This window comes from Robinsoniella sp. (assembly GCF_034124845.1).
The window spans coordinates 1-8,693 of record NZ_JAWYAJ010000423.1; the positions used below are offsets into that span (position 1 = coordinate 1).

At 42.9% G+C, this 8,693-nt stretch carries 5 protein-coding genes; all 5 read left to right on the forward strand.

The genetic code is table 11. The features are described 5' to 3' along the window. Window positions 1-3,979, forward strand: a 3,979-nt coding sequence (locus tag ACH2DQ_RS20845) for a PAS domain-containing protein (RefSeq protein ID WP_395028169.1), incomplete at its 5' end; no start/stop codon positions are given. Window positions 3,980-4,258: 279 nt separating this feature from the next. After that, window positions 4,259-4,930 carry a response regulator transcription factor gene (locus ACH2DQ_RS20850; RefSeq protein ID WP_394910838.1) on the forward strand — a complete coding sequence of 224 codons (672 nt, stop codon included), beginning with the start codon at window positions 4,259-4,261 and terminating at the stop codon, window positions 4,928-4,930. A gap of 11 nt (window positions 4,931-4,941) precedes the next feature. Beyond that, entirely contained in the window at window positions 4,942-6,666 is a 1,725-nt protein-coding gene (locus ACH2DQ_RS20855) for an ATP-binding protein (protein WP_394910839.1), read from the forward strand. A gap of 20 nt (window positions 6,667-6,686) precedes the next feature. Then, window positions 6,687-8,330: a DUF6034 family protein gene (locus ACH2DQ_RS20860; protein ID WP_394910840.1), complete on the forward strand. Its 1,644-nt coding sequence runs from the start codon at window positions 6,687-6,689 to the stop codon at window positions 8,328-8,330. Window positions 8,331-8,354: 24 nt separating this feature from the next. Continuing rightward, on the forward strand, window positions 8,355-8,693 hold a 339-nt coding region (locus ACH2DQ_RS20865), incomplete at its 3' end, for a hypothetical protein (RefSeq protein WP_395028173.1).

Consider the following 8,693-nt stretch of genomic DNA (forward strand, 5'->3'; position numbering starts at 1 on the left):
TAAATTATTCGACTGGGGTGACATATCTGCGCATATTGAGTACATTCTGGATATTTCGGATAAAAAAAGGGAAGAGGTTCAGTCCAAGGCAGTTAAGGAAGAGCTGCAGACAACTTTTGCGAACATTCCCTGCGGCTTATGCGTTTATCAGTATTCGGACGGATCTATATCACCATTATTCCATAATAAAGCTTTTTATGAAATAATGGGGTATTCCGATGAACATATTAAGAAATTGGAACAAAGAACAAATTTCCTGGGGGTACATCCGGAAGATCTGGGACTTCTACAGGGAAATATTATGGGAGCAATCCGGTGCAATGGAGTTATGCGCCAGACATACCGGGTTTTTAATGACAAGACAGACAAATACCACTATATTCATCTGGAAGGAGCAGTTAAAGCCCAGGCAGATGGAAAAAAACTGCTTTACGGTGTATACAGTGATGTCAGTGAACAGGTGTATTTGGAGAAAGAGCTTGCCGGAGCGAACGAACAGATGCAGGATATCATCAATGCGATTCCGGGTGGAGTAGTTATTTATCTGGTGGAGAATAAGCGTTTTTCTCCTGTCTTTGCATCGGAAGGGGTAATGTCACTGTCAGGACACACCCGGGAAGAGTACGTGGAAATGACAGACCGCGATGTTTTTGACATTATATATGAGCCGGACCGGGAGCGGGTTCAGGAAGCGGCAAAGGAAGCACTGATCAGCGGAGAGGTACTGGATGTCTCCTATCGTATGTACCATAAGGACGGTTATCTGATTTGGATTCATTTAAATGGAAGACGTATGGGGATCTTGTCAGAGACTATGAAATTTTATGCCGTCCTCACAGGCATGTCGGCAGAGACACGGCTGTTTCAAAATATTGCAAATGAAACAGCTGATGGTATCTATGTGATTGACAAGAAAAATTATGACTTGCTCTATATCAACGAATCCAGGAATCTTTTTACCAAAAAGGTAGAGTATATCGGACAGAAATGTTATGCAGCCCTTCATGGAAGAAATGAACCCTGTGAATTTTGTATCCTCCATAAGAATAACCCCGATGGAGTAGAGCACGAAATCAGGCCGGATGATTCCGGAAGCTGCTTCTGTACACGTTTCCGGGAAACAGAGTGGAATGGGATTCCGGCCTATGTCAACTATGTCAGGGATATTACTGATGAGGTGCGCATAAGGCAGGAAAAAGAACGTCTGGAACAGTATTTTCAGACATTAGTAAAAAATCTTCCAGGTGGAGTTTCTGTTGTCCGCTATGAACGGGACAAAAGCATGGTTCCGGAATTTATATCTGATGGTTTTGCGGAGCTGACCGGAATGACTCTGGAGGAAGCGTGGAAACTGTATCAGACAGATGCCATGGCTGGAGTGCATCCGGATGATAAGGAATTTGTATATAAAAAGCTTTCTGCATATATTGTAAGTGGAGAAAGCCAGTGTGAAATTGTATATCGTTTGAAAAAGGGTGACGGCAGCTATGTCAGTGTGAAAAATAATCTCTCTCTGTTTCAGAATGAAAATGGAGAAAGCCGGGTATATGCAGTCTATCACGATATGACCAGGGAAATCATGGAACAGGAACAGCTCCGGCAGCAGTATAAGGACATGCTGATCGAACATTACCGTATTCCGGTACCCAATGCGCTGATTATCGGACACTGCAATATTACCCGGAATCAAATTTTGGAAATTATTGATCATACAGATTCAGATTTGCTGAATACTCTGGGTTCGGTGAGGGAAGCGTTTTTTACCGGCATAGCCAGTTTGGTGGTTGACGAAAAGGAAAGGGAAACATTCTTAAAGATGTATCTGAATGCGCCCGCCCTTGCAGCATTTGAAAGGAATGAAAGGGAACAGATTTTAAAATGTTTTATCAAGATGCCGAGGGAGAAAAAAGGCCGTTATGTCCAATTCAAGGTTAATCTGGTGGAAGTGCCGGATACGGGAGATATCACCGGAATACTGACCGTAACGGATATTACGGAGCAGACCATATCGGACCGCATTCTTCATCAGCTATCCATTACTGCCTATGACTTTGTCATTGATCTGAACCTGGAACTGGATACTTATACGGTTCTAACATCGAATCAGAGTTCTGATTTTCTCCCGGAAGCCAGGGGCAGGCACTCGGAAAGGATGGCGGATATGCTTAGATCTCCGGTTGTTCCAAAGGACAGGGAGCAGTACGCCAGGTTATTGGATCCTGAGGTAATACGCCAGAGGCTGACTGAGGGTGGAAGCTATACGTTCGCTTATTCCACGATGGATGATAAAGGCGATATCAGGACAAAGAACATGACGGTTTCTGCTGTTGATCTGCGGCTTGGAAGGGTGTGCCTGGTGAGAACCGATATTACCGATTCGGTGCGGGAGCAGCAGGGGCTGCTCAATATGATTGCTTATACATTTGAACTGGCAGGATTTATTGATATCAATACGAAACGCCTTATAACCTATACACGTCAGACGGTACTGGAAAATCTGTCTCCATTTATTGCGAATAACTATGAAGATACAAATTTTGCTGATGTCTATGGTAATGGAACAGGTGAAGACAGAGATGAAGTACTTGAGCAGTTTCTTATGGAAAATATGATTCACCGGCTGCAGGAAAAGCCGTCGGGTTATGACTTTGTACTTCCCTACCGGTCAAAAGATGGTTTACTCTATAAGCAGATCAATGTATTGTGGGGTGATGTAAACCACAGCACAATCTGTCTGGTACGGGCGGATGTGACGGATATGCTGACGGCTGAGCGTCAGGTAAAACAGACACTGGAAAATGCCCTAACCCTGGCCAAAGAGGCTAACAGGGCAAAGAGTGATTTTCTGTCAGCCATGAGCCATGATATACGTACGCCCATGAATGCCATTATGGGTATGACCACGCTGGCAACGGCTCATATCGGTGAGCCGGAGCGGGTGGAGGACTGCCTGCAGAAAATAGCCGTTTCTTCCAGGCACCTGCTCAGCCTGATTAACGATATTTTGGATATGAGCAAGATTGAGCGGTCTAATATAACACTGAATCGTATGAAGATCTCCCTGTCTGATTTGCTGAACCAGCTGTCGGCGATTATTGCGCCCCAGGCGGAAGCCTCCGGACTGAAGTTTGAAATTCGGACCGAGGGGATCCGCCATGAGCACTTCTATGGGGATTCACTGCGCATTAATCAGATCTTCATAAATATTCTTGGAAATGCCATGAAATTCACTCCGGAATGCGGTACGGTACAGTTTCTGGTGGAGGAGATGCCTTCTGCAAAAGGAGCACTTTGGGCACGCTACCGTTTCTCGGTCAGTGATACGGGAATCGGAATGTCGGAAGAATTCCTGGATCATATCTTTGAACCATTCACACGAAGCAATACAGCGGGAAATGTGGAGGGTACAGGACTTGGACTCAGCATCACCAAAGGACTGGTAGATTTGATGGAAGGAGAAATCTTTGTAGAGAGCCGGATCAATAAGGGTTCTACATTTCGGGTAGAACTGGAATGCGAAGCTGCACAGGGGGATGCGGTTGATGAAAGAAACCAGTGCAGCGTCATGAAACCAGATGGACAGCAAAATGAAATATTTACAGGGCGCTGCTTTTTGGTTGCAGAAGATAATGCGATCAATGCAGAAATACTCTGCGAGCTGCTGGAGATGCATGGGGCAGTATCGGTTGTAAAGCGAGATGGCGCCGAGGCAGTTCAGGCATTCCAGAATGCATTGCCGGGAACCTATGATGCCATCCTGATGGATGTGAGAATGCCCGGAATGAATGGATACGAAGCTACACGGGCAATTCGTGAACTGGACAGACCCGATGCAAAACAGATTGTGATCGTTGCCATGACGGCAAATGCTTTTGAAGAAGATATCCAGGAGGCACTGAACTCAGGGATGGACGCACATCTGGCGAAACCGCTTGATTTTATGGCATTGCATGATATTTTATGTAAATTGTTGAAATAAAAAGCATTGTAATGTGTGGTGGTACCAGGGGGATGGAATGGACGTTGCTGATCGTGATTAATATGGAGGATGGAATGCCTATATTAATATTAACAATTTAAGTATGCGCTGGAATGAATACCGCTGTACTTTCCTGTTGTTTTAGACATAGGGGAGTGCAGCGGTATTTTATGATTTAATACGAGGCGGCTGCAAAATACAGCAAAAGCATAAAAAGAAGACATTTTTATGCTAATCTTAAATGATATGTATTGTTTAACAGAAAGGCGAATATAAAGAATGAAAAATACGTTAGTTTTAGTGGAAGATGAAGTGCTTATTCAGGAGATGGTATCTGACTTTTTTACCGTACAGGGATGGCAGACAGCATGTTTTGAAAACGGCAGGGAAGCCCTTTCTTATCTGCAAAAGAATGAAGTTCATATGGTGCTGCTGGATGTAATGATTCCCGGTATGAACGGATTTGAAATCTGTAAGGAGATACGGAAAAACATGAAGATTCCGGTGATTTTTCTGACTGCTTTGGAAGCTGAAAATATGCAGTTAAGAGGATATGGATGCGGTGCAGATGACTATGTGACAAAGCCCTTTTCCCTTCCGATTCTTTTTGCGAAGGTAAATGCATTGATTCAGAGGGCCAGTAAGAACATGGATGAGGAAGTTATGCACAAAGGTATTCTCGTGCTTAACCAGGATCAGAGAAAAGTAACTGCAGCTGGTCAGGAGTGTATTATGGCAGACAAAGAATATCAGCTTCTGCTTTATTTTATGGAAAATGAGAACCGGGTGCTGTCCAGAGAACAGATTCTAAACAGGGTTTGGGGAGTGGATGCCGAAATTCTGGACCGGGTTGTGGATAAACATATCGTTAAGCTGCGCCAGGCACTGGGTGATGCGGGCAGCTACATCCGAACGATTTCAAAAGCAGGCTATTCTTTTCAGATTCATTAAGGGAGAAGTATATGACCAAAAAGGAAAAATACCGTATTCTGATGAAAACCGGAGGCTGTTTTTTGCTCTTATTTTTGCTTTGTGCATGTATCATAACTATCTACGATACTTTACGGAACCGGAAGCTGGGGCAGGAGGCATTTCAACAAAAGAAAAATTATCTGTATGAACAATTAGTAAAAAGCAGCGAAGAGGATTATCAAAAAATCATAAACGAACTGGGAGACAGTGCGAAAAGCAGTCTGAATGGGAATTTTCAGAACCAATATTACAGTTACCGGGTTTTTAAGGATGAGAGTTTACTGGCGGAAAGTAAAAATTACCTGAAGGTTAAAATAGAGGATGGCGAAACGGCTGAATCGAAGCTGTTATTTCCAAAAGAGCTGTTTTCTACAGAGCAGAAAACTGTTTTTATTATGGCTATAAAAGAAAACAGCAGGGATAAAACGAAACCTCCGAAATACCGTTTCCTTTACCAGACGAATTGCAAAGAGGGGCAAAATTATTTGACGGGGCTGTACGTTGAAAAATTAGAGTGGGTTAGTGAGGATCGGGCTGAGAAAGCACAGCCGGATCCCTGGTTATCCACCACACGCTCATGGAAGTCAGATTATGACGGGAAAAATTATCTACAGTCCGGCTGTGAAATAGTAATGGAATGGACTCCTTTAGAAACAGCCATGGCTGAAAAGGGAAAATACAGAGAAATGCAGATCTTGGGATTTCCATACTACCAGGATGGATTTGAAGCGTGGAATTACTGGGAGCAGGAGGAATGGCTGCATAGCATGAAAGATTTCTCAGAGAATACCGTAACCAGACAGGAAACGATTTGGTATAATGGGAAGACCCTGACCTCCGGGTTTCTTAAGACTCAAATGGAGACCTGTATGAAGTTTCCGGTACTTAATAGCAAGTCCTATATCAACCTTCAAATACGGGCAAGCGGAAGGCATTTGTATACATCTTTGGAAAATCTGAAATGGGCTTATCTGGTCATGTTCTTAATTTTGAGCCTATGTGCGGTGTATCTGGCTTATGGGCAGATGAAAACAGAAGAAAAGCGGCAGCAGATAGAACAGGAGCGTAAGGATTTTATCAATGGAATGGCACATGAACTGAAGACACCGCTTGCAATTATTAGGATGTGTGATGATAATCTGAGGATCCAGGAGCTGGAATTTAAAAAAGATTATTATCTGGATATGATTAGCCAGAAGACAGAAGAGATGGATACTATGATTCGCCAGATGATGACGCTGTCCCAGATAAATTCCTTACATTTCATGCTGCGTCCGCAGAGGACAAATCTGGCAAAAATGTTATCGGATTCTCTGGAACGGATTGCCCCTTTGTTATTGGAAAAGCAAATTGATTTAAAGCTGGATATTGAAATAGTGGAGAAGGAAGTGAATCAGAATTACTTTGAACAGATGGTATCTAATCTGCTGTCTAATGCGGTTTCCTATGTGACACCCGGAGGTTATATCCGCATTGTGCTGAATGAAGAGGAACTGTCAATTGAAAATGCAGGGCAGCCTATTACAGAAGATTGGAAGAAAGATATGTTTGAACTTTTTTCCAGTGGAAAAAAGCTGTCGGGAGGACGGGAAAAGCATTTGGGATATGGGCTGTACCTGGTTAAAAAGGTGGCTGGTCTGCATGGAATGAGATGTGAGGTTGAAAATACATCAGCCGGGAATTTATTTCGCATCCGATTTCATGCAGAAGAATAAAAAAGAGATATTTTTCCGCTATGATGAAAACAAAAGATGCCGGTAAAATGCCAGGGAGGGAAGGAATTGTAATGGTAAAAGAAATCAGAAAACGAAGCGGACTGAATAAACAATGTAGACAAAACCATAAGAAAAAATGGCACGTTATGATTTTGTCAGCCTTACTATTAGGATGTATGTTAACTTTAACTGCCTGTCAAAAAACGCCGGGTGAGGCTCCGGTTGTAAATAAATCAGAAGGATTGCACAAAGGCTGCATAATTGATAAGGCAAAAGATGGAGAGATCAAGCAGATGGATGCACCGGAGCACTGGAAGGAAACCATGGAGCGCATGGATGGACGTGTCACAGTAGAAGCGGACGTGGATATACCCAGGCTGTCGGTAAGTAATACTCCGGTATTGGAATTGGAAAAAGCTCCCTTTGATAATGAAGGGTTGAGGAAACTTACAAATTATTTTTTTAAAGGGAAAAAGTTTTATCAGAAGCTGCCAATGACAAAAGAAGAGTTATCACACCAGATTACGAATATAGAAAATAAATCGGGGATATATGGTGAGGGTACTTTTCTTATGATGAGCAAACTGGAATGGAAGCCGCGTCTGGAAGAATTGCTGGAAAAAGCTCCGGATAAAAAGCCGGAAAAAAAATATATGGATGTGGAGTTTTCAAAACCGGTTGAGTCAGAAATGGAGTATATGTGGTGGGGTACTGAAAATAAGATGATACATACTGAGAACAATTGCTTTTGGGCAGTAGTGGAAACCGGAGAAAAGGTGGAACCCATTATAAAAGCTTTCAGCCTTAATGAAAAAGCAGGAACAGAAGGCTACTTTTCCTATGCAGTTGGGGAGGTTCATGATGAAGAAGGGCTGGATACTGAGAAGGAAATGTGTAAATGGGACAGGAAAAACCGATATCCTCAGGGGAGTAAATATCTGGATGTAAAAGAGGAATTTTTACAGAGATGTGAAGCAGCAATGGAAAATCCTGCAATATCAATGGATGATGCTATCCAAAAAGGAGATAAAATATTGAAGGATCTGGGAATTACCGGGCTTTCATTGAAAAAATGCATGAAAGCTGTATGGTTTCCAAATCCCCCGGTTTGTGGGCTTGACTATGAAGATTATGCTGATGATTTGGGAGAAAATAAAGCGGCTTATAACCTGCTCTATAGTTGGGATCTGGGAGGAATACCTGCATATATGCCGCTTAGAGGAACTTTACATAATAATATGCCTGAATTATCCTATACCCCTCCTTTTTACCAGGAAAGAATCGAAATAACAGTTACGGAAGACGGAGTTGTAGAATTTTCCTGGAACAATATGGCGAAGCTGTATCAGGTGGTTGCGGAAAATACGAAACTTCTGCCTTTTGATAAAATCAAGGACAGGCTGGCGGAACATCTGCAGTATATCGGGCTGCCGCCAGATGGTTCAGGCGGGGTGGATAAAGATCAGACAGTTGTTACTTTTGAGGTAAAAAGTGCAGAGTTAAAAGCGGCTTATTCTGTGGCTTTTAATGCTCCGGATCATGTCTGGCTGATTCCGGTCTGGGTATTTGAAGTTCAGTCATCGTACCAGGGCAGTGAAATGTATACGTTTCCGGAAACGGTATTTCTCAATGCAATTGACGGAGGTTTTGTAAACCCTTCTTAAGTGATGGTAACCGGGAGGAGAAAGATGAAGAATGTATTATGTTCAGATTGGAAAAGGGCAGTTTTATCCAGGGGATTTCTGATCGGTGTTATCGGTCTTGTAATGGCAGGAATCTGCGGTGGATACCCAGCAATGGCATATATAAAGGAAAACAGGATTTCTGATTTACAGGTTAGCTGGATTTATTTAGCAGAAGCGGTGATTCATTCAGAATTGTTCCTGATGGCGATTCCATTGGTTAGTTCACTTGCTTATGGGGCTTCATTCTCGGACGAGCTGAAGTACCGATTTGCGTTATCAGGCCTTGTACGTACCGGGTGGAAACGATATCTTGGTTCAAAAGTGATTGTGACAGCTTTATCG